Raw genomic sequence first — 21,430 nt, forward strand, 5'->3', positions numbered from 1 at the left:
GATAAGCCAAAAATTTTTGACTTATATCCCGATCTTGCGTGTATGCTGTCGTTCTTAGTTTCCTGTGTTAGCAGGTGTATCTGTCAAAGTCCAAGTAAAAGTTGTCGTGTATTTTTTCGCATATTTTGTGGTTGAACCAGGTACTTCTAATGAAATACTTGTTTTAGCGGCATCTACACTATCGCCCCAGCTCATTAAGTACGTACCCGCACCTTCTTTATCGCCAGCAGCCATGACCACTGATTCAGCCCCAGTTGGGTTTAATTCAATCGTAGCTGGCGCTGTCGTTGGTTTTGCAGATTGTGAAGCTGAAACCACGCGTCCGTTGCTTAAAGTTACTTTGGCCGCTGTTAGTTCTTGATTGGCTTCAGTTTTGAATTGACCATTTTGTTTTACTTTTAGCGTCCAACCTGTTTCAGTCCCACGATTATCTGAGACTTGAACAAAGTTCGGGCCTTCTTGGTCGGCACCAGCATTATCTTTGTATTTTTGTGTTTCTGCATAGTAGGTCATATTTTTTGAGGTAATCGTTTGTTCCCCAAAAGATAAGCTAGATGCATAGTCAATGGATAACGGACCTGCTGTCCCTGGCTTAGGCCCTGTCGGATCAGTTGGATCAACTGGCGTAATTGGTTTATCCGGATCTGGATTCGTCGGATCAACTGGATTCGTTGGGTTCGTATTTGGTGCAAATTGAATCGCTCCGTTTGTTTGGTATTCACCACCGTCGACTGCTAATGCACTCATTGGTACAAGTGCCAATGCGCCTAAAGTTGTGGTTGCCATCAATGTCATTACTTTTGTCTTTTTCATTTATTTCCCTCCATTATTTACTGGTACATCTGAAAGTAGCCAAGTCAAAGTTGTTTTATATTGTACTGCATCCTTAGGGGTTTTCCCGGGAACAGTTAGTGAGATTGCCCGTGTGATTGTGGCATTTACTTGCTGTCCTTGTTGATTTTTTTCGGTCACTTTTTCTGCTTGCCCCCACAGCGTGATCCACGTTCCGGCGCCGGTCTTTTCTGGGGCTTGCATGACAACAGTTTCTGCGCCCGCAGCATCTAATTGAATGTTTGCGGTAGCAGTTGGCGGCAATACGTCCGTCGCATTTGAGCGCACACTGGGCTCAGTAAAGGCGACGGTGGCGCCTGTTAATTCTTTGTGTAATGTTTCTGCATTACGAAATTGACCATTTTGTTTCACTTTTAAAACCCAGCCAGCATTGGTTCCCCGTAAATCACTTACTTGTACATAATTAGCAGTTGCCAATTCACTTGCTGAACCATCTGGATTTTTATAGGTTTGCGCTCTGGCAAAATACGTTTGATCCTTATTCGATATCTCATTACTCCCAAAATCCAAACTTGAGGCATAATCGATGGAAAGTGGCCCAGGTGTGCCTGGATTAGGTCCATCAGGATTCGTTGGATCGACTGGTCGAACTGGTTTTTCTGGATCGGGATTTTCTGGATTTACTGGATCCGTCCCATCTGTGCTTGGGGTAAAAACAATCGACTGTTCGCTATCAAAAACGACCGTCGCCGCTTCAGCAGGAACAGTGGCGCCAAGCAACATTGTTCCGAATAACAAGGAGTAGACGACTGTTTTTTTCATTTACTTAGCCTCCAACATTCGTTGGTACAGATTTCAATGTCCATGTTAAGGTCGTACGATATTCTTTTGCTAATTTAATCGCTTTACCTGGGACATTTAATTTCACGGCAGTAGCACCTTCTGTCGCATCTTTCCCAAAACGATAGACCCAAGTCCCCATTCCTTTGCCATCTTCTGCTTTGACTAATTCTACTTCTGTTCCAGGAACAAAGGTATGTGCTGCTGTTGGTGTTGGCGCGTATGCGGCATCAACAATCGATGTCACACCTGCATTGGCAATCGATAAAGCGGCCCCCACTAATTCTTCATTTTGGGCTGTTTTGAATTGCCCATTTTGTACAGCGCTTAACGTCCAGCCTTCTTGTGTCCCACGTTTATCCGTTACCTGAACATAGTTGGGACCTGTTGTTCCATCTTTAAATGTTTGAATTTGTGCGTAATAATCTTTCGTATCGGAAGTGATTTTTTGGGCGCCAAATTGAAAGCTTGAAGCATAGTCAATTGATAAGGGGCCTGCAGTCCCTGGTTTTGGTCCAGTTGGGTCAGTTGGATCTTCTGGTTCAACTTTTTCATCTGGATTGGTTGGATTAACTGGCTTCGTTGGATCTGTATCTGGTTCAAATGTAATGGCGCCATTACTTGTATAGTTCACGTTAATGTCTTCCGCAAATGCTTGTTGTGTCGCTAGGACACCGCTAAATCCTACAATCCCTACTACTGCTAATACTTGCTAATACTGTTTTTTTCATCTTCTCTTCTCCTTTTAATAAATAATATGCCTATAGTGATAAGGCTGATTCCCAAATAAATAAATGGTGCTTGATTGGTGGTACCTGTCGCTGGTAATCTTCCTTGTCGCGATCCATATACGCCAGAAGAAAGGACGGATGAAGCGCCTCCGTCAGCTGGCTTGGTGGGTTCGGTCGTTGTGGAAGAATTACTAGTCGCTGTTGTCGACTCTTCTGTGGGATATTCATACGTTCCATAAAAGGAGACAACACCACTATTTTCATAAGCTGCTTCCCCAAACGCAGTGTCTGAATGACAGAAGCTGAAAAGACCTAAAAAACAACTAAGCAAAAGGTATTTTTTCATCTCACTTCTCTCCTCCTTGTTATGGTGCCATGACTAATGACCATGACAATGTCCCTTTGAATTCGCCAACTTTTTGTTTCTCGACTGGCACAGATAGTTTAAGTCCCCGTTGGTTTGCCGCACCCCAACCTTGGTTAATTGTATAACTACCTGAACCGGAGCCTTCATTTTCTGTAACAACCGTATCTCCTTTATTGAGTAAAAATTCTCCTTTGTCTGTAACCAATGACAAATCTTCCAATTGATCTGTGCCGTTCGTTAAGGGATTCGTTACCTGAACATTCAGTTTCCAAGGCGTACTTTCTGTCCCGCGTGTGTCTTGAACGACTAAATCATCTGAAAGAGTTGGCCAGTAAACTTCTGGCTTGGCAGAAATTTTTTGTTTGCCAAAATCAATTGTTTTAGGTACTTTTTCTAACGTTAATTCACCTGAAATAGACACATTGACTTTTTTATTTAACGTTTCACCAGCTTCTGTAAATTGATAATTGGCTGGTACCGTTTTGGCTAATTCTTCTGGTTTCGCTTGCTGAATGGCTTGGAAGGTTGCGGCATCAAGACTTGGTGTTTGATTGGCCCGACCATCTGCAAAAATCACCGTTGCTTGTGTCCATTGTGCCAACTCGTCTGAATTCGTTAAGCCATTTGCTTCTTTTAATTTCAAATGCGCACTTGTCGCATACAAGGCAAACGAACGATCTTTGGCAAGGACACTTTCATTTTTCACAACAACTAAATGAACCGTTTTGTTTTGCAAATTATCTCCTGACGTCCCTGCTTCTAATTGAATATCATGTGTCCGCGATACAGTTTTTTCTGCTAACGGTGCTTGAATTTGTGGTAAATCCGTCTCTTTTAATGAGGTCTTGAAAAACGGCCGACCTTTTGCGCCAAGCATTTCTATTACTTTATCGACAGTCGTTAGTTGCGCTGCCTCATCTTCTGTGACAATCACCGATTGCCCCGAAAGTTCCACTTTATTTGAAAATTGAACTTTCACCTGATAACTGTAGTTCATATTCGTCGCTTTCCATGAAAGCGGGGTGGTATCTTTTTGCTCTGGAATTTGCTCTATCGCGCTCCCAACTTCACTAGACTTAACCGTTCCTTGGTGCAACCAAGAACCTGTTACTTCGTCAGGAAGGAAGCTTAGGGTTGGTGTTAAAGCACTTGAGGTCGGAATCATCAAACGTCCTTTTTGAACTTTTTGTCCAGCTACTTCGGTGCCCCACGCTTGTAAGGTTAATGGCGCATTGCCGGCTTTGACCTCTTTTACATCATGAGAAATAGTACCTGCACCTGCCACAATTCCAGGCATTTCCACTTCGTAATCGATGATGGAGCCAGGAATTGCTATTCCATAGCCATTGGCGCCCTTGGTCACATCGTTATCGCCAATAAATGTTTTTCCAGTCGCTTTTTCAATCCCATGAAACGTTGTTGGCGTAAGTTTTGTAGCATTATTGACCGTTGGATTAATCGTCAAGACCTGATAGGCTTTGACATTTCCAAACCAAGTCCCTGTGCTATCCACCAAAGCAGTTGTATCTGTCGTTGGTTTAATCCATAAAAGTTCATCTTTTGTTGGATCGACAGCTTCAAAATCCGCAATGTTTACTTTACCTGTACCAGGAATTGTTTCTAATGTTGCATGATCCTGAACCGTTAGTTTGCTAGCTGAAATTAAATTGGCTGTGTTGGTGATCCCAATTCCAGCGTTTTTAGATAGATGAATTGATCCGAATTCATTGTAAGTCGTACTATGGTTCGCGGCAGTAGCAGAAACGCCATTTTTGATGTTCCCACCATTAGCCATTAATTTAATGCCATTGGTGACATTTAATTCCGTAAAGTTGACAACGCCTAAGCCTGTCGCATTTAGTGGTTCTGTTTGATAGTTATTGGTGCCGTCAACGTTAGTCCCAAAGTTAAAGGCCACTTTATTTGAACTAGCATTCACAATTGCATTAGTGAAATTATCTGTTGATGAACCACCGGATAAACCGTTAATACTAACTGCACCTTGAACATTTGCGGTAACATCACGTAAGATTTTTCCGCCACTGATATTGGAATACTGTGTCGCATATAAATTTCCAATACTAGAACCCGCTGCTTGAATATTCATTGTAATCTTGCCGTTCTTGGTATACGCAGCATTGGTTCCACCATCACCGTAAATGCTGGCCCCATTTAGAGATTCCACACCTGTTTTAGTGAAAATATTTAAAGTAATTGTGTTTGATTCATCCGTTCCTAGTGTCGTATTTTGACCATAGGGCCGACCACCAGTAATGTAGGTATTACCAGGCAACTTAAACTCTCCGTTGTAATTTCTTAAATCAATTAAGAGTTTGGCATTTCCAAGAAGTGAGCCCGCATTGGTAATCCCACCTGAAAAACCGTTCGCGCCTGTCCGAGGAGTTCCTGAGAAATTTCCTCCGTAGATGCGATTGTCTGAATTACCAGTAATTGTATGGCCACCGCTTGCTCCATAAGAAGCACCCATCGAAGCATTAATTACTCCTTCATAAACCGTTACACCGACATTCCCAACATTTTTGGCATCATTCCAGCCACCGCCTGAAAGAAACCAATCGACTTGACCATTATTAACGATTGTTTGACCGTTTCCATAAACTCGAGCTGCTTGATAGCCTGTTCCTTCTAATGTGTCAGCAATCCCGCCATTCAATGTGTTAGAAGTATTGCCTTCAACGACACCTGAAAAAGAGCCACCATATGTCCAGCGAGCAATGGTATTATTTAAAACAGTCTTAGTATCTCCTTTTATATAGATATCCCAAGTATCATTACTAGCAGGATAGCCGCCGCCACCAACAATATCCCAACCTGAACTATACCCACGACTTTTATCGGTCGTTGAATAATCTAAGCTTGTCGGTTTTGCGCCTGAATAAGCCATACCATCGCCACCTAAGGACCCATCACCATTCGCTGTTCCCACTTCAATTGTTGTATTTCCTTCGATATAACCGCCGCGGCCAGCTGCAGTTGAGTAAATTGCACCATTATTAAACGAACCGCTGACTAATTTAGAAGAAATATTTCCAAAAACTTTAAAAGCTGCTGCTGATTTGGCTAATTCTGCTCTTTGTTGTGGTGTATAAGCATCATACGTTGCTTCATTTGAGGCCCCAATTTGACTCTTGTTAAATTTCGAAACATTGTTACCAGCACCGCCGTTAAAATCATTAATACCACCAGCGGAATTCGTTCCTGCTGTAACCACATTCGTAATATCTCCGATGATCGTTCCAGAATATTGGTTGCCTCCTTCAAAATCTGCACGACCCGCACTATACAACTGTGTATTTAAATTTGTAGTAATTCCATCAGTCGCACGATTCGTTCCTATATCGCCGCGGGAAGAGCCACCAATAAAACGTTGACCCGCTGTATACCAACGGCCATATCCAGAAATATCGTTTGTTACTTTTCCACCAATATTTCCGTATTGAACACCGCCATAATACGTACTTAATTGGAAACCTGTAGCAGCATTCGTAATCGCAACCTTTGTTGAGACGTTACCAGTAACATTCGCTGTGTTGGTTGCGTTGGTCCCATAACCGCCCCCATAAATTGAAGCAATTCTGCCACCAGAATCATTGACAACCAATGAAGTATTCCCAGTCACTGTCCCAATATTGGCGCCCCCACTTAATGTATTTAGTCCGCTCCGTGTATTGTTAATAACAATCGTAGGATTTCCAGCTAAATTACCACCATTTTGGTTTCCGCCATAGAAATTCCATGTCCCTGTACCTGTACTATTTACTGTTAAAGTTGGGTTTCCTGAAACATCTCCTGTATCCGTTCCACCGTATACGGTCAGACCGTTTCCACTAGAGCCGCCATTCAAGTTCAAACTGTAACCATTTAAATACATATTCGTACCTGTATAGTTTAGATTTCTCAAAGTGATGTTTGAGCCAAAATGGATATTTTGATTAAATCCTAACGTCTTAGAACCCGTTGGCGCCGTTTGATCCATACTAATCGGATCCGCGCTGTTTCCAGTAATCACTAAATGATTGACCTTACCTTGCAAGGCGTAAAAGGTCATATTACTTGCCGTAACGGTGTCAGGAATCACTTTAGCGGTGGTCGCCGCACTCGTCGTAATATTGTTTCCTATATAAAGAGTGAAATCGCCATTGTTCCCCTGTTGATACAAATCAAACAAGGCTTCTTTCAAGCCAGCCTCTGTCGATGCATATTCTTTGTACGCTGCTCCATCTCCTGCAGGACTTGGCACAACAATCACTTTTGTTTTATCTGCAGGAGCAATTGTGTCCGCAATGGACTGATCAATTGAAACAGCTCTGGCCATGCGTGTCAGTTTCTGTTTAAAGACAGCCGTAAGTTGTGTATCTTCTGAAAACTCTAATTGAAGAAGTTCTTCATTTGTATATGTTTTTCCTTGGTAAGACCAGCCAACGAAAGTCGCATTTTCCTCACTATTCGCCCATTTTGGTAATTCTTCTGTCCGAAGTGGCTGATTTTTTTCTTTTACCACTTGATAACTTTTGGCATCATTTAGAAACAAAGCTTGATCCGTTGTTTCAAAGGTCAACGTGATTTGCTTCTGCTCTTCGCTTGGTTTTGTTTCTGTGGAAGAGGTGGTTACTTTTTCTGTGATAGCACTAGATTCCGTCATTGATGACTGTTCTATAGAATGTGCGCTGCTTTCTTTTGTTGCTTCACTTGTACTGGTTTCTGCTGTTTTTGGCTGTGTCTGCGTACGTTCTGCTTGTTGCTCCCCTTCAATCGCCCACGCTGAAACAGATAAAAATGGTTGTACAAGTAAACAAGTTGCCAATAAAACAGCGATTTTCTTTTTCATTAACTTCATCACTCCTCCCTCGAAGTAAACTTTCCACAACCAACCTATGGCTCAAGTATACGAAGTTTTCTTCTGATTTTTTTAAAGATATTTTCTTAATTTCAAAAAAAAAATTTATTTTTTAATTTTCTTTTTGTTAACTAAACGAATTTTTTGCTGTTTTTGTAAGATAAAAATGTTAATTTGTTCACAAAAATAACAAAAACGTTGTTTTTAACATTAAAATTAACAAACGAGTTCGTAGTATAGCACGGATTTTTTCTCATGTAAACATCATTAAATAAACATTTTTGTTTAATTTATACATATTTCTCAGCTGAAAAAATGACAAAAATAAATAAACAGAGGCCTTAGAAATATTTCTAAGGCCTCTGTTTATTTATACGTATTCACAAACTGGACTGTTTCTTGGTAACATTGTTTAGCTTCTTTTGTTTGATAGTCGAATTGATATTCGTGGGTGATCGTTGCTTTCTTATCTTTGAAAAAGAGAGCTGAAACTGGAACATTTAAAGTTTTTAACCGCTGAACCAAGGCTAGTCCTTGCTCTTGGAATGAAAAGCTATTGCCATCTGTTAGATACGTCGGGGGAAATTCTTTGGTGACTTTATCCACTAAACTCACTTCTTGCAGTTCTGCACTCGTCTGCCAGTCTTTAGTGCCGAGCAAGGACCAAGCCACTGTTTTAACGAAAAATTTCATAAAACGATTATCACTTTGTTGGTTGGCCATTTGTTTCAAATCCACCGGACCACAATACGAGAGCGTGCCTTTTAAATGGCTAGCCGGCAATGCTGCAGTCATCCCTAGTTCTTTGGCATAGTTGGCATTGGTTTGAACTGTTGCATATTGTAGAGCAATCTGTGCACCCGCACTGTCCCCGCCAATAAAAAGCTTAGATAAATCTAACATGGGATACGCTTGTTTCTTTTCTAATAAAAATTGAACAAGTTCATTGACCTGCTGGAGCTGGCTTGGATAAGGTGCGTCTGGTGCTAATTCATAATTCATTGAAATAAAGGCAACTGAGGAATCAGCCACTAAACGTGTCGCAAACTCTTTCATCCCAGACTTATCTCCTCCCACATAGCCACCACCATGGACCCATAAAACGACTGGTACCGCTTGTTTTGACGTTTGGGGATAATACAAATCAAAGGTATTCTTTTTTCTTGAAGAAGGGTATGTTTGATTTTCTTGCAATTGGACATTGGGCAATGCTTTATCATAGGAAGCTGAATCTTTTATTTCAACTTCACCTGCGAATAACTGGTTGATGACCCAAGCGCCTGGCTTAGGAGATAATTGAAAGGCGAGAAACACGCCTAAGCAAATAACCACAAGGATTCCTAACAACCAAAGGATAAAACGTACGATTTTTCTTTTCACTCTATTCACCTGCTTTAATTTGTAGCAAAATTATAGCATGTTTTTTAGCCAAAGCGTTTATTTTGAAACAGCTTTTTTAGAATTTGATGTACTTTTATCATTTGAAATGCCCTCTTAAAAGCTGTAAAATGAACAAAATGACTTTAACCTTTAGGAGGTTGCCAAATGAAAGCTCTGATTTCCATTGATTATACGAATGATTTTGTCGCCACAGACGGAAAACTAACCACTGGTGCCGCTGGGCAAGCCATTGAAACGGCCCTTGTTCAACAAACAAAGCACTATTTTGACAATGGCGATTTTGTGGTTTTTGCCATTGATGGGCATGACCCCCTAGATCGCTATCATCCTGAAAATAAACTTTTCCCGCCCCACAATGTCTTAGGAACTGACGGGCGTAATCTGTTTGGCTCGCTAGCTGATTTTTATCAAGCTCACAAAAATGAGGCAACCGTTTATTGGATGGACAAACGGCACTATTCTGCTTTTAGTGGTACAGATTTGGACATTCGATTACGAGAACGAGGAATTACAGAGCTTTGTTTAACTGGTGTTTGTACAGATATTTGCGTGTTGCATACGGCTGTCGATGCCTATAATTTAGGCTATCAATTAATGATTCCTGAACGCGCCGTTGCTAGTTTTGATGAACAAGGACACGAATGGGCGTTACGCCACTTTAAACAAACTTTAGGAGCAACCATTCTATAAAAAGACTGGTCAATCCGACCTATCTATATTCAAAAAATCCTGTAAACAACGCAAAAGCCAACCTTACTATGGATAAGGTTGGCTTTTTTACACTCATTTTAACTCCGAGCCTACGGATTAGTGATAACTAGCATTCACAGAATAAGCAGAGACTGTTAGCTGATAGAAATTAGCTACTCATAAAAGAGTGGGGAAGCCCACTTTTTTATAGACCAATGACCGTTGCAAAGAAAGGAACCACTAAAACAGTAACTACACCAACCACTACGACAGAAATACTAGCCATAGCAGCCTCTGTTTCGCCCATTTCAATGCCTACTGCCACACCTAGGGCATGTCCGGCCGCACCTAAAGCTAAACCTTTGGCGATTGGATTGTTAATTTTAAACCATTTCAATGCAATTCGGCCCAAGGCATAGGTTAGTACACCATTGAAGATTACAGTAAACGCCGTAATGGAAGCAATGCCGCCAACAGTTTGAGAAATAGGTACGGCAATCGCTGTTGTAGCTGCTTGTGGTAAGATTGAGGCCACTAAATGATTATCCATGCCAATCACTTTTCCTGCAAAATAAACAGCCACTAGCGAACCAAAAGAACCAATTGTTAACGCCGTTAAAATTTCTAACCAATATTTTTTCAACACGTCTCTCTTTTTATATAAAGGAATCGCAAACGCTACTGTCGCAGGCTCTAGAAAGAAGCTGATATATTTGCCACCTTCATTGTATTGCTCGTAACTAATTCCTGTTACTTTTAAAACGACAACGCCTAAAATCATCGCAACGAATAATGGCGTAAATAAGAAGAAACCTTTGCTTTTTTTAAACAACCAAGTACCTATGCCAAATACAGCTAATGAAATAATAATACCAACATACGGATTCATGCGCGAACCTCTCCTTTCGCTTTCTTCGTTGCTGCGGGTTCTTTTTCTTTTCGAGCATCTTTCATATGCAATAAAAAGGCGCCCGTCCAACCAGTTGTTGCTAGTAACGCTAGTGTCGCTACTAAAATAACAAAAACAATTTGAACGCCAAATTGTTGCATAATCCCTAAAGAATTAACTAAGGAAATCCCTGAAGGAACAAATAAAAATGTAATAACCGTTGATAAGCTATTACCTAGCCCTTCCACTTGCTCCAATTTAACAACTTTTGTACATAAACCAATGAACAATAACACCATGCCAATTACTGAAGCAGGCATTGGTATTGGGGAAATGAACGCCAAGCCGTTGGCGATTAACATAATAATGGCAAAAACTGCTGCTTGTTGTAAAAATGAATATACTTTCTTTTCCATTCTTCTTCGCTCCCTTTTGTCTGTTTTCTATGGGTTAAGTATATAAAGAAAACGTTTTTTTAAGGGCTTTTTTTCATGAAATGCCAGAATTTCTTCACCAAATGCAAAAATCACCACTTGAAATGCATTCGACATTTCAAGTGGTGATTTTTTAACTTAAGCCAAGTTTTTCTTTAAATTCTTTGACGTATGAACGGCTAACAGGTACTTTTGAGCCGTTGGTTAAAATTACTTGCAACGTGTTATTAAACCACGGCTGAATTTCTTGAATTTTTGTTCGATTCAAGATGAAACTTCGATGCGTTTTAATAAAGAGCGTGGCAGGTAATTTTTGTTCGATACTGTTGAGGGTCCCTGTCATCTTGTAGACCTGTTGATCCACAAAAATGCTCAGTTGCCGTTCTTCGACAGAAACGAGGTAAATATCTTCTGGCGCCACAAGATAAATGCGGTCTTCCCCTTGAATAGGTATTGCTTCAGATTTTGGTCCTTTTTCAGCAGTGTTTTCTGGGACAGCTTGAGCCATTTCTTTCGATGCTTTTTCAATGACTTGTGTTATTTTTTCTTCTTCAAAAGGTTTCAAAATATAATCTTTTGCATTCACTTGAAAGGCCTTTAACGCATATTGATCATAGGCGGTTGCAAAGACCAAGTAGGGCGCTTTTTTAAGATGGGTTAATTTTTCCGCTAAATCAAACCCGCTTTCATCGGTCAAATGAATATCTAAAAATAACAAATCTGGCTTTTGATCCATCATCTCTTCCATTGCCTCCGCCACAGAATCCGCTTCTGCAACGCTCGTCACTTGCGGATGTTGGGAAACAAGATAGCTCAATTCTTCTCGTGCTAAGGGCTCATCATCAACGATTAATACGTGCATCTAATTCCTCCTGTTCCATCGGGATTTCTAAATGAACATGGCTCCCGCCTGTCTCTAAATTTTCAATTAAAAAACAACCTTCTGATCCATAAAGGTTCGCCATTCTGCGGGACAAGTTTTCCAGTGCCGTGCCGGAGCCTTTTTCCGAAGTCACTGTTGTCTTTCCTAATAGCAAGCGGCGTTCTTCAGGAATCCCTTGCCCATTGTCATACACATCCACATGTAATTTATGTTGTTTTGCTTTGACCACTACCCGAACTTGATTGTTCTCCTTCCGGCTGCCAAATGCATGCTTGATGGTATTTTCCACTAACACCTGAATCGCATACGGCGGTACTTTTTCTGAAGCAACCGCTTCTTCCACGTCAAATGTTACTTGATAACGATTCGGAAACCGTGCTTGTTCTAATGACAAATAGGCTTTTACTTGTTCTAGTTCTTGTGAAACTGGGATCGTAGTTTGCACGGCTCCCTGCAAGTTACCTCGAAAGTATTTACTTAATTGGAGCAATAGTTTCCGCGCTTTTTCACTGTCTTTCCGCATTAATGCGGAAATAGTATTGATGGCATTAAAGAAGAAATGCGGGTTCACTTGCGCTTGCAAGGATTTAATTTCAGCTTCTTTAAGTAATTTTGATTGTACTTCCGCTTCACCTAATTCAATTTGTGAAGAAAAAATTGTCCCAAGACCTTCTGCTAACTGTTCCTCGACATGTGTTAATTGCGCTGGATCCGTAAAGTACATTTTTAAGGTGCCAACAATTTGCTGATGGGAAAATAATGGAATCACAATCGCCGCTTGCAACGGACAATTAGGGTCCGAACAACCAACTTCTTCTTTGGCATGTGCGATGGTCATTCGGCCCGTCCGTAACACTTCCCGAGAAAGCTCCGTAATGACTTCTAGCTCTGGAATATGATGATCGCTTCCTGCGCCAACATGAGCTAAAATTTGATGACTGTTTGTCATGCTAATCGCACTGACTTTTGTATAATGCTTAATAATCTCCGCAACTTTTTTGCTGGAATTTTTATTGAGGCCTTCTCGAAAATATGGCAGTGTTTCCGCTGCTAATTCCAAAACATCGTGCGTCTGAACCGCTTTGGCCTGCTCTTCTTGTTTCAATGTCGTCGTTAGAATCGACATAAAAATGAACGTTCCTACGCTATTTAACAAAATCATCGGCAGCGCAATAAAACGAACCAACGTGGCCCCATCCGATAGATCACCGCTGAAAAAGAAAATAAAAATCATCTGAATCATTTCCATGCACGCTCCGACAATGGCAGAAAAGCCGGCAGACGGAAAAACGGTTTGCTTTGCCATGCGGCTCCCTAAAAAACCGGCAATTAAGCCAACAATTAAAGAAGCAGGCACATAAAAGAAACTATGCCCCCCGCCTTGAATAACCCGATGAAAGCCAGCAATTAAACCAACCGTACTGCCGACAATCGGACCACCCACTAATCCAGAAACGCCAATTACTAACGTACGCGTATTTGCAATGGAAGCATTGCTGCTTAAATAGGTTAGTAAATTATTGGGGACAATCTGATTCTTAGCGATTTCGATACCTGTAAAATTAGAAATAATAGCAAATAAACCAAAAATCAAAATCAACTGAACTTTTGAAGACATTTTTTCACGACTTAATAAAACACGCTTAAAATAAGGCACATTCACTAAAAGAAAGGCCAGTAAAATAATTAAGCCCACCCGTTCCATCATTAAAATAAATAATTCGACCACACCGGCACCTCCTTCCTATTAACTATACTATAAATCAAGGAAAAGAAAAAAATGAAGCTTCTCAAAAAAGAGGCTTCATTTTTTCTATTCATTAAAACGCAGGAATATTAGCGCCTTTAGAATTTTTCTTGATGTATTCAGCAACTTCTTTTGTTGTCATCGCTTCTTTTAAAACCTTGATCTTTTCGCTATCTTTTTCGCCTTTACGTGTCACAACTTGCAATGCGTAATGTTTACTTGCTTCTTCATCTTCTAACAAAATCGCATCTTTCGTTGTTAAACCAGCAGGTTCTAAGTAGGCTGGGTAGCAGAACACCATAGCGATGTCTTTTTCATCATAGGCTTTAGCTAAATTCAGTAAATCAATGCTTTCAAAAGTGATGTTTTTAGGATTTTCCACGACATCTGCCACCGTGCCGTTAAAGCCGACACCTTCTTTTAATTTAATCACGCCGTTTGCATTTAAAATTGCTAAAGCACGACCTTCATTGGTTGGATCGCTAGGAATCCCCACTTTGGCATTTTCAGGTAAATCTTTCGCATCTTGATATTCTTTTGAATAGAAACCACCAGCAAAATAATAAATCGGTTGAACAGCCACTAAATCAGCTTTTTTCTCTTTGTTAAACATTTCCATGAAGGGTTGATGTTGCGCAAAATTAGCATCCGCTTCGTCATGTTGCACGGCATCGTTGTAGGCAACATTGTCGCTCACTTCCATAATGTTAATTTTGTACCCTTTTTTCTCAGCTTCTTTCTTGGCAATCTCCAAGATATCTTTTGAAGATTCCAATTGCACGGCCACGGTAATCTCCTTGTCTTCTTTCTGATCTGCTTGTTTATTTCCCCCACAGGCAGCTAAAATGACTGTTGCAATAACAGCGAATGTTGCTAAATAAAACTTCTTCATTCTTTTGTCCTCCTACTTTCTTTTGTCTAGTTTTTGGGCAATGAAGTTCCCAAGCATTTGTAAAATGAAGACCAGTGCAATCATAATCACAATGGCAACATACATAATACCGTATTCATACCGTTGATACCCGACACGAACTGCAAAATCGCCAATCCCGCCGCCACCAACAACACCCATCACCGTGGAATATGAAACCATACTCACTGTCGTGGTTGTGTAAGCAAGGACCAATCCGCTACGTGCTTCCACCAATAAAAAGTGCCAAATGTATTGGACTTTCGAGGTACCTAACGAATTAGCTAAAAAATAAATTTCTTCTGGAACATCCAACAGCACTTGTTCAACCAAGCGAGCAAAAATCGCGATCGCAACAATACTCAATGGCACAGATGAAGGAATTGGGCCAAACGCCTTTCCTAAAACAGAACGAGTGACTGGAATCAACGCAATCACAAATAATAAATAAGGAAACGAGCGAATAACAGTTACAATGAAATTTAAAACCCAGTATAGCCAAGGTTGATGTCCTTTGACTTTCGGATTAGCCAAAAATAGTCCTAAGCCTAAAGGCAAGCCAACAAGCAAACAGATAGCCATCGAAATCGACATCATAATCCCTGTTTCTTTTAAACCAATCAGCATAGATGGCCAATATTCGGCAAAGGTTTCTGAAAAAGTCATGGACGCAAACTCCTTTCCACTTTTTCTAAATAGGAAAGCGGTTCTTCCTCATATTGCTGAGGATTATTCAGAAATTCGCCAATTAACTGACCTTTTTCCATCACTAAGATACGATTACATAAGCGCTTCACGGTTTCTAATTCGTGACTAACAAAGAAAATAGTCGGTCGGAATTCCTGATGCGTCTTATGTAATAGTCGAACGACACTTTCTGTATTTTCTTCATCTAATGAACTCGTTGCCTCGTCACATAATAACCATTTTGGATTACGGCTCAACGCTCGAGCAATAGAGACACGCTGTTTTTCCCCACCAGAAAGCTGAGCAGGATACGCTTCTGCCTTATGGGCCATATCAACAAACGTTAATAAACGCTCAATTTTTTCAGGCTGTTTCTCTTTTAAAAGTTTCAAAGGCAACGCAACATTATCATAAATTTTCAAATTTTCTAACAAATTGTAATGCTGAAACACCATCCCCATTTGTTGTTGCTGCTGGCGAACTTCTTTTTTAGAGAAGGTTTGAACATTTCTGCCATCAATACGAATCTCCCCTTCACTCGGTTGTTCCATTAAATTCAACAAACGTAACAACGTGGACTTGCCAGAGCCACTTTTCCCAACAATCCCAACGATTTCTCCTGGTTGGACAGAAAAGTGAATATTTTTTAACGCGTGTGTCTCTTGATAGACTTTCGACACATTCACTAACTCAATCATGATTACCTCCTAAAGGCCGACAAACAAACTATAACAACTAAAAAAACTGTATAACAATTAAAGTAATTCTGTGAAACGATTTAAAAAAACTATTACGAATTAAAAAATAACATACGTTTCGAAAAACAGCGTTATATCAGAGATGTAACTACTTACATCATCTACTAAAACAGAAAAAAAAGCAACCTTTTTATTTGTGAAAAAAACACTATCTGTTTTTTGCCTGTATTATTTTGTACAAATGAATTAAAAATTTCCTGTTTCTACAGCTATTTCCCCACGCTCCTCTAAAAAAAGACATTCTCAGAAACGAGGCATCCAAAAAAGGAAAAGCGCTCGTAACGATAATGTCTCTAATAGTTTACTTTTTAAATACAACTGTTTCTTCGACAGTAATTCTTTCAGCCAATGATTGAATCACTGGACAGTTTGGGGAGACAAGCTTCAAACACCGTGTCGCCCGTGCTTGAAAGTCTTCTGGAACAGACACATAAAAGAGAATCGTCACCTGTTTTAATGGTTGTGCGCGTCTCTCTACTTCTCTTGAATACGTGACTTCTATTTTTTCAAACTCAAAGGGAATGTGCGAATTTTCCAAAACGGATTGATACACGTATCCCCCACAAGCGCCAATTGCCGAAACGAGCATTTGAACTGGCGAATATCCCTCTTCTTTTGCTAACACCCAGTGCGCTGTTTTCGTTTGTAATTCAAATTTTTCCACACCACGAATAATCGTCAAACGTTCTACCATTGCCATCTTCACTCCTTTTTACTCTTTCTTAAAAGATACTACAAAACAGCGCTAAAACAAACATTTCTAACTTCTCAACTTAGCAAGTCCTAAAAAAAACAAAATTCTCACTTGACAAACAACGTAACACCTGATAATATACTTCCGTTCAAATCGTAACCATTACGATTTAGATTTTATAAATCCAAAAAGAAAGGAAGTGCCTTATGGCTAAAAAATCAAAAATTGCTAAAGCAAAAAAACAACAAGCAATGATTGCAAAATATGCGCCTATTCGCCAAGCCTTAAAAGAAGCTGGCGATTATGAAGGTCTTAGCAAATTGCCAAAAGATGCTCATCCAAGTCGCTTAAAACTCCGCGATCAAACAGATGGGCGCCCACGTGGCTACATGCGTAAATTTGGCATGTCTCGGATTCGTTTCCGTGAATTGGCTCACCAAGGCTTGATTCCTGGCGTCAAAAAAGCAAGCTGGTAACTCATTATTTCGATAAAGACAACTAGCGAGGACAGTCGCCTTTGGGCTGACCTCGCAGCCCCCTTTATCTTTTATACGCAATTAAAAAAATCAAATTGGAGGACGGCACTATGCGCCAAACCATTACGTTAGCTTGCGCTGAAACTGGCGAGCGCCTTTACTTAACAAGTAAAAACAAACGAAATACACCAGAAAAATTACAGCTGAAAAAATATTCACCAAAACTACGGCGCCGCGCACTTTTCACTGAAGTCAAATAACAGGAGGAAAACTTGATGGGCATTCCAATCACCATTGTTTCTGGCTTTTTAGGCGCAGGAAAAACAACCTTAATTAACCATGCGCTTGCGCAATCACCGTTTCCTAAAGAAGAAATTATTATTATTGAAAATGAATTTGGTCAAACAGGCGTTGACCACGCATTACTTTTACAAACCACGGAACGAATTATTCAATTAAATAACGGTTGCATGTGCTGCAGCTTACGAGGAGATCTTCTTGCCTCTTTATCAGCAATCTTAGAAGTGTATCAAGAAGAACAACAACCCATTGCCCAAGTCATTTTAGAAACAACGGGCATTGCTGATCCGCAACCAATCATTCAAACAATTTTAACGACCCCGCACATCAAAAATCATTTCTATATAGACAGTCTCTTAACGGTCGTTGATGGGCATCATTGGCAACAACAGCTTCAAGAAGCCGAAGCCATCAAACAACTGGCCTTAGCAGATCGCCTCTTTTTTTCTGTCAAGGAACCAGCAGACAGCACTCAGCTACCAACGTTCCAAGAAACCCTTCGTACCATTAATCCTTTTGCTGATATTTTATCCTTTCAAGCCAACGAGCCTCTTTTGGCTAGTGACTTTTTTCAATTAAATAAGTTTACGGCAACACTTACAGAACACGAAATGACTCATTCCCCGCATGAGCACGCCCACGAGCATCATCACCATACCTTTCACTCCCTCACGCTAACGGCGTCCTCAGCCATCAACGAACCTCTTTTCACTCGTTGGCTTGATTGGTTAATGTATACGCATCAGGAAAAGTTATACCGTTTCAAAGGGATTCTCGCCTTACAGGAGCATGACTTGGCCATTGCCATGCAAGGCGTCAACCAGCAAGTGGCCTTTCAAATGACGAATCAACCCCCTCAAGAAACGACAATTGTTCTGATTGGCAAAGAATTAGAGACAAAAAAAATTCAAGAAACCTTTCAAACCCTCAACAAAATAGCTACTCCGTAAATTAATTTTTTACGAAATGGAGGTCCTATATATAATGGAAAAAACTGACTTATCTAGCGCTTATCGTCGACTGAAAAGTCCCAACATCAAAACACGAAAACGCGCACTTAAAATCATTAACGAACATAAGCGCAATAAACAAAAGAAAATTGCGTAATTCACTAAAGGAGCACACCTATGAAAAAATTTACTCTTCCCCTGTTAGCCGCCTTATCGCTAATCCTTTTCGGCGCTTGCGGCAAAACAAACACCTCTGATAAAACCGCTGACGGCAAAGAAAAACTATCCATTGTCACGACTTTTTATCCTATGTACGATTTCACTAAAAATATTGTAGGCGATGAAGGAGACGTCAAATTGTTAATCCCTGCTGGTTCTGAACCACACGATTATGAACCATCCGCCAAAGATATGGCTACCATCCATGATGCGGATGTTTTCATTTACCACAATGAAAATATGGAATCTTGGGTACCAAAAGCTGCTAAAGGCTGGAAAAAAGGAGCCCCGAACGTCATTAAAGGTACCGAAAACATGGTCTTACTTCCTGGCAGTGACGAAGACGGACACGACCATGACCACGAACACGGCGAAGAAGGCCACCACCATGAATTAGATCCGCATACTTGGGTTTCGCCCCATCGTGCCATCCAAGAAGTCACAAACATCAAAGAACAATTAGTCAAACTTTACCCTAAAAAAGCCAAAACATTTGAAACAAACGCAGAAAAATACTTAACAAAATTAACAGCCTTAGACAAAGAGTTCCAAACAGCTTTGAAAGACGCTAAGCAAAAAAGTTTTGTTACCCAACATGCTGCATTTGGTTATCTTGCCTTAGATTACGGCTTAAAACAAGTGCCAATAGCTGGTTTAACACCTGAACAAGAGCCCACTGCAGGGCGCTTGGCAGAGTTGAAAAAATATGTCACAGACAATCAAATTCGCTATATTTATTTTGAAAAAAATGCCAACGATAAAATTGCTAAAACGTTAGCTGACGAAGCAAATGTTCAATTGGAAGTCCTAAACCCGCTAGAAAGTTTGACACAAAAACAAATGGACAATGGCGAAGATTATCTTTCTGTAATGAAAGAAAACTTAACTGCTTTGAAAAAAACAACAGATACAGCTGGGAAAGAGGTTCAGCCAGAAACCTCTGAAAAAACAGAAAAAACCGTGGCTAACGGCTATTTCAAAGACAGTGAGGTGGCTGAGAGAACACTGACAGATTACGCTGGAAATTGGCAATCCGTCTATCCTTTATTAAAAGATGGTACATTAGACCAAGTCTTCGATTACAAAGCGAAACTGAAAAAAGATAAAACACCAGCCGAATACAAAACCTACTATGATGCCGGCTATCAAACCGATGTCGACCACATCAACATCACTGATTCCACCATTGAATTTCTGGTCAATGGCAAACCACAAAAATTCACCTATAAAGCAGCCGGTTATAAAATTTTAAACTATGCAAAAGGCAACCGTGGCGTCCGTTTCCTTTTTGAAACAGACGATGCCAATGCTGGGCGGTTTAAATACGTCCAATTTAGCGACCACAACATCGCACCAACGAAAGCCGCTCATTTCCACATCTTCTTCGGCGGCGATAGCCAAGAAAGTCTGTTCAATGAAATGGACAACTGGCCAACGTATTATCCAAACGACTTAAGCAAACAAGAAATTGCCCAAGAAATGATTGCGCATTAAGCATTCAAAAGAGAGGAGGTCGGGACAGAAGTGTTTAACTCCGAGAAATAAGAAGAAATTTCCGAAAATTGTTCTTTAATTTTTGGAGAATTTCGGCTTATTTCCGAAGGAGTTGCTTCTGTTCCCGCCGTTTATCAGTTTTTGAGCGTGGAGCAAAAATCCAAAGTGATTTTTGTCCCACGCTCCTCTCTTTTTTTATTTAGTCAAGCACACCATGTTCTGCTTCAAACGTCGCTAACAACTGGCGCACTTCATCCGTTGATTTTGTATTCATTAATTGTGCTCTTAAATCACTGGCACCTGGAAAGCCTTTGACATAAATTTTAAAGAAGCGATGCAGCCCAACGATGGAACGAGGCACCAATTCTGCATATTTGTCTTGCAAATCCAATTGTAAACGTAGCAAGCCCAGCAATTCTTGTGGCGTATGTGTTTTGGGTTCTTTTTCAAAGGCATAAGGATTTTTAAAAATCCCCCGACCAATCATGATGCCATCTACACCATATTGTTCTGCTAATTCTAGGCCCTTTTGACGATCGGGAATATCCCCATTAATCGTAATTGTCGTTTGCGGTGCGACACGGTCCCGAATAGCCATAATTTGCGGAATGACCTCCCAATGGGCATCCACTTTACTCATCTCTTTTCGTGTTCGCAAATGAATGGATAGATTCGCAATGTCTTGCTCTAATAAATGCGTGATCCACGCCTCCATTTCCGCCATTTCAGTAAACCCAATGCGTGTTTTGACACTAACAGGTAAGCCACCTGCTTTGGCGGCGTCAATCAATTCAGCCGCGACTTCTGGGCGCAAAATCAGCCCGCTGCCTTTTCCACGCTCAGCCACGTTAGGCACAGGACAGCCCATATTTATATCTAATCCTTGAAAGCCCATCTCCGCTACGCCGATACTCATTTCACGGAAAAATTCCGGTTTATCCCCCCAAATATGTGCCACCATCGGCTGTTCATCTTCTGTAAAAACGAGGCGCCCGCGTACACTATCTTTTCCTTCAGGATGACAATAACTATCTGAATTAGTAAACTCTGTAAAAAACACATCTGGTGCCCCAGCTTCTTTCACGACATGACGAAAGACCACATCAGTGACGTCTTCCATCGGTGCTAAAACAAAAAAGGGCTTTGGCAATGTTGCCCAAAAATTCTTGCTCATCTTCATATACTCCGTTTCTGATTTTTTCTTTATTTTCAACGACAACTTGTCGACATATTCTGGTGCGAAACATTGCTATTATACAGGGAAATGCACGAAGAATCAAAAAAGCATACTTAGAAACAAGAAAACTGTC

At 40.6% G+C, this 21,430-nt stretch carries 21 protein-coding genes; 6 read left to right on the forward strand and 15 right to left on the reverse strand.

Annotation, left to right across the window (positions count from 1 at the left end):
• Positions 1 to 54 precede the first annotated feature (54 nt).
• The 6 genes from PYW42_RS13475 to PYW42_RS13500 form a co-directional block, all read right to left on the reverse strand.
• Positions 55 to 813 carry a WxL domain-containing protein gene (locus PYW42_RS13475; RefSeq protein ID WP_002383195.1) on the reverse strand — a complete coding sequence of 253 codons (759 nt, stop codon included), beginning with the start codon at positions 811 to 813 and terminating at the stop codon, positions 55 to 57.
• Entirely contained in the window at positions 814 to 1,614 is an 801-nt protein-coding gene (locus tag PYW42_RS13480; RefSeq protein WP_002385162.1) for a WxL domain-containing protein, read from the reverse strand.
• 4 nt (positions 1,615 to 1,618) lie between these two features.
• Positions 1,619 to 2,323, reverse strand: coding sequence for a WxL domain-containing protein (locus PYW42_RS13485; RefSeq protein ID WP_029676861.1), 705 nt, complete (start codon positions 2,321 to 2,323; stop codon positions 1,619 to 1,621).
• An 11-nt stretch (positions 2,324 to 2,334) separates the two neighbouring features.
• The gene (locus tag PYW42_RS13490; RefSeq protein ID WP_010816207.1) at positions 2,335 to 2,709 is read right to left on the reverse strand and encodes an LPXTG cell wall anchor domain-containing protein; all 375 of its coding nucleotides are present in this window, start codon (positions 2,707 to 2,709) and stop codon (positions 2,335 to 2,337) included.
• A 19-nt stretch (positions 2,710 to 2,728) separates the two neighbouring features.
• Positions 2,729 to 7,588 carry a WxL domain-containing protein gene (locus PYW42_RS13495; RefSeq protein WP_002389407.1) on the reverse strand — a complete coding sequence of 1,620 codons (4,860 nt, stop codon included), beginning with the start codon at positions 7,586 to 7,588 and terminating at the stop codon, positions 2,729 to 2,731.
• Positions 7,589 to 7,954: 366 nt separating this feature from the next.
• Complete coding sequence (locus tag PYW42_RS13500; protein ID WP_002370135.1) at positions 7,955 to 8,968, reverse strand: alpha/beta hydrolase; 1,014 nt, start codon at positions 8,966 to 8,968, stop codon at positions 7,955 to 7,957.
• 165 nt (positions 8,969 to 9,133) lie between these two features.
• Here PYW42_RS13500 and PYW42_RS13505 point away from each other — a divergent pair, with 165 nt between their 5' ends.
• Entirely contained in the window at positions 9,134 to 9,679 is a 546-nt protein-coding gene (locus PYW42_RS13505; RefSeq protein WP_002389413.1) for a cysteine hydrolase family protein, read from the forward strand.
• A 205-nt stretch (positions 9,680 to 9,884) separates the two neighbouring features.
• Here the strand turns inward: PYW42_RS13505 and lrgB are convergent, their stop codons facing one another.
• The 8 genes from lrgB to PYW42_RS13545 all read right to left on the reverse strand — a co-directional run bounded on the left by lrgB (position 9,885) and on the right by PYW42_RS13545 (position 16,687).
• Entirely contained in the window at positions 9,885 to 10,568 is a 684-nt protein-coding gene (gene lrgB, locus PYW42_RS13510; protein WP_002365411.1) for an antiholin-like protein LrgB, read from the reverse strand.
• Positions 10,565 to 10,984, reverse strand: a complete 420-nt coding sequence (gene lrgA / locus PYW42_RS13515) for an antiholin-like murein hydrolase modulator LrgA (RefSeq protein ID WP_002354829.1) — start codon at positions 10,982 to 10,984, stop codon at positions 10,565 to 10,567. Before lrgA ends, lrgB begins: the two co-directional genes overlap by 4 nt.
• Positions 10,985 to 11,135: 151 nt before the next feature.
• The gene (locus tag PYW42_RS13520; protein WP_002354828.1) at positions 11,136 to 11,864 is read right to left on the reverse strand and encodes a LytR/AlgR family response regulator transcription factor; all 729 of its coding nucleotides are present in this window, start codon (positions 11,862 to 11,864) and stop codon (positions 11,136 to 11,138) included.
• Positions 11,845 to 13,614, reverse strand: coding sequence for a sensor histidine kinase (locus PYW42_RS13525; RefSeq protein WP_010816209.1), 1,770 nt, complete (start codon positions 13,612 to 13,614; stop codon positions 11,845 to 11,847). The genes PYW42_RS13520 and PYW42_RS13525 overlap by 20 nt, the downstream gene beginning before the upstream one ends.
• 91 nt (positions 13,615 to 13,705) lie before the next feature.
• Positions 13,706 to 14,524: a MetQ/NlpA family ABC transporter substrate-binding protein gene (locus PYW42_RS13530; protein WP_002354826.1), complete on the reverse strand. Its 819-nt coding sequence runs from the start codon at positions 14,522 to 14,524 to the stop codon at positions 13,706 to 13,708.
• A 12-nt stretch (positions 14,525 to 14,536) separates the two neighbouring features.
• The gene (locus tag PYW42_RS13535) at positions 14,537 to 15,208 is read right to left on the reverse strand and encodes a methionine ABC transporter permease (RefSeq protein WP_002354825.1); all 672 of its coding nucleotides are present in this window, start codon (positions 15,206 to 15,208) and stop codon (positions 14,537 to 14,539) included.
• Positions 15,205 to 15,927, reverse strand: a complete 723-nt coding sequence (locus PYW42_RS13540; RefSeq protein ID WP_002354824.1) for a methionine ABC transporter ATP-binding protein — start codon at positions 15,925 to 15,927, stop codon at positions 15,205 to 15,207. The genes PYW42_RS13535 and PYW42_RS13540 overlap by 4 nt, the downstream gene beginning before the upstream one ends.
• 361 nt (positions 15,928 to 16,288) lie before the next feature.
• Positions 16,289 to 16,687, reverse strand: coding sequence for an OsmC family protein (locus PYW42_RS13545; RefSeq protein ID WP_002401676.1), 399 nt, complete (start codon positions 16,685 to 16,687; stop codon positions 16,289 to 16,291).
• A 200-nt stretch (positions 16,688 to 16,887) separates the two neighbouring features.
• On the opposite strand from PYW42_RS13545, the gene rpsN reads away from it, so the two are divergent.
• From rpsN to PYW42_RS13570, 5 genes are all read left to right on the forward strand, one after another.
• Positions 16,888 to 17,157: a 30S ribosomal protein S14 gene (gene rpsN, locus PYW42_RS13550; protein ID WP_002354822.1), complete on the forward strand. Its 270-nt coding sequence runs from the start codon at positions 16,888 to 16,890 to the stop codon at positions 17,155 to 17,157.
• A gap of 110 nt (positions 17,158 to 17,267) precedes the next feature.
• Complete coding sequence (gene rpmG, locus PYW42_RS13555) at positions 17,268 to 17,417, forward strand: 50S ribosomal protein L33 (RefSeq protein ID WP_002354818.1); 150 nt, start codon at positions 17,268 to 17,270, stop codon at positions 17,415 to 17,417.
• A 15-nt stretch (positions 17,418 to 17,432) separates the two neighbouring features.
• Positions 17,433 to 18,407: a CobW family GTP-binding protein gene (locus PYW42_RS13560; protein ID WP_002387409.1), complete on the forward strand. Its 975-nt coding sequence runs from the start codon at positions 17,433 to 17,435 to the stop codon at positions 18,405 to 18,407.
• A 34-nt stretch (positions 18,408 to 18,441) separates the two neighbouring features.
• Positions 18,442 to 18,564: a putative metal homeostasis protein gene (locus tag PYW42_RS13565; RefSeq protein ID WP_002411249.1), complete on the forward strand. Its 123-nt coding sequence runs from the start codon at positions 18,442 to 18,444 to the stop codon at positions 18,562 to 18,564.
• Positions 18,565 to 18,584: 20 nt separating this feature from the next.
• Positions 18,585 to 20,120 (forward strand): metal ABC transporter solute-binding protein, Zn/Mn family, encoded by a 1,536-nt coding sequence (locus PYW42_RS13570; protein ID WP_002411248.1) that lies wholly within the window; start codon positions 18,585 to 18,587, stop codon positions 20,118 to 20,120.
• Between the two features lie 199 nt (positions 20,121 to 20,319).
• Here the strand turns inward: PYW42_RS13570 and PYW42_RS13575 are convergent, their stop codons facing one another.
• Positions 20,320 to 21,294, reverse strand: coding sequence for a tRNA dihydrouridine synthase (locus PYW42_RS13575; protein ID WP_002413934.1), 975 nt, complete (start codon positions 21,292 to 21,294; stop codon positions 20,320 to 20,322).
• Between the last annotated feature and the right edge of the window lie 136 nt (positions 21,295 to 21,430).

Origin of the sequence: Enterococcus faecalis (assembly GCF_029024925.1) — a bacterium.
Lineage (GTDB): Bacteria > Bacillota > Bacilli > Lactobacillales > Enterococcaceae > Enterococcus > Enterococcus faecalis.